This window comes from Bartonella sp. AP58NXGY, from assembly GCF_042195785.1.
Lineage (GTDB): Bacteria > Pseudomonadota > Alphaproteobacteria > Rhizobiales > Rhizobiaceae > Bartonella.
In genome coordinates this window covers 331-581 of record NZ_JBHIOY010000392.1, presented here as the reverse complement: position 1 = coordinate 581, position 251 = coordinate 331, and positions in this window count along the sequence as shown.

The window sequence follows — 251 nt, the reverse complement described above, 5'->3', positions numbered from 1 at the left end:
AGTTTTTATTCAAAAAATTTCCTACGTTTAAGGGGTAAATGAATGGTTGCCATTAATGTATTATAAATAGTTTTGAAATGAAAAAATCTTACGATATTTTAGTCTTGCTTTTGCTATAAAAATGATAATTATCATTAAAATCAAAGTGTTGTTATAAAATTTTTAGTTTGCAAGTTGGCTGATAATGTGATCAAGAACAATACGTCCTTTGGTTGTCGCTTTTAAGCGTTGGTTATTCACCATTTCTACCA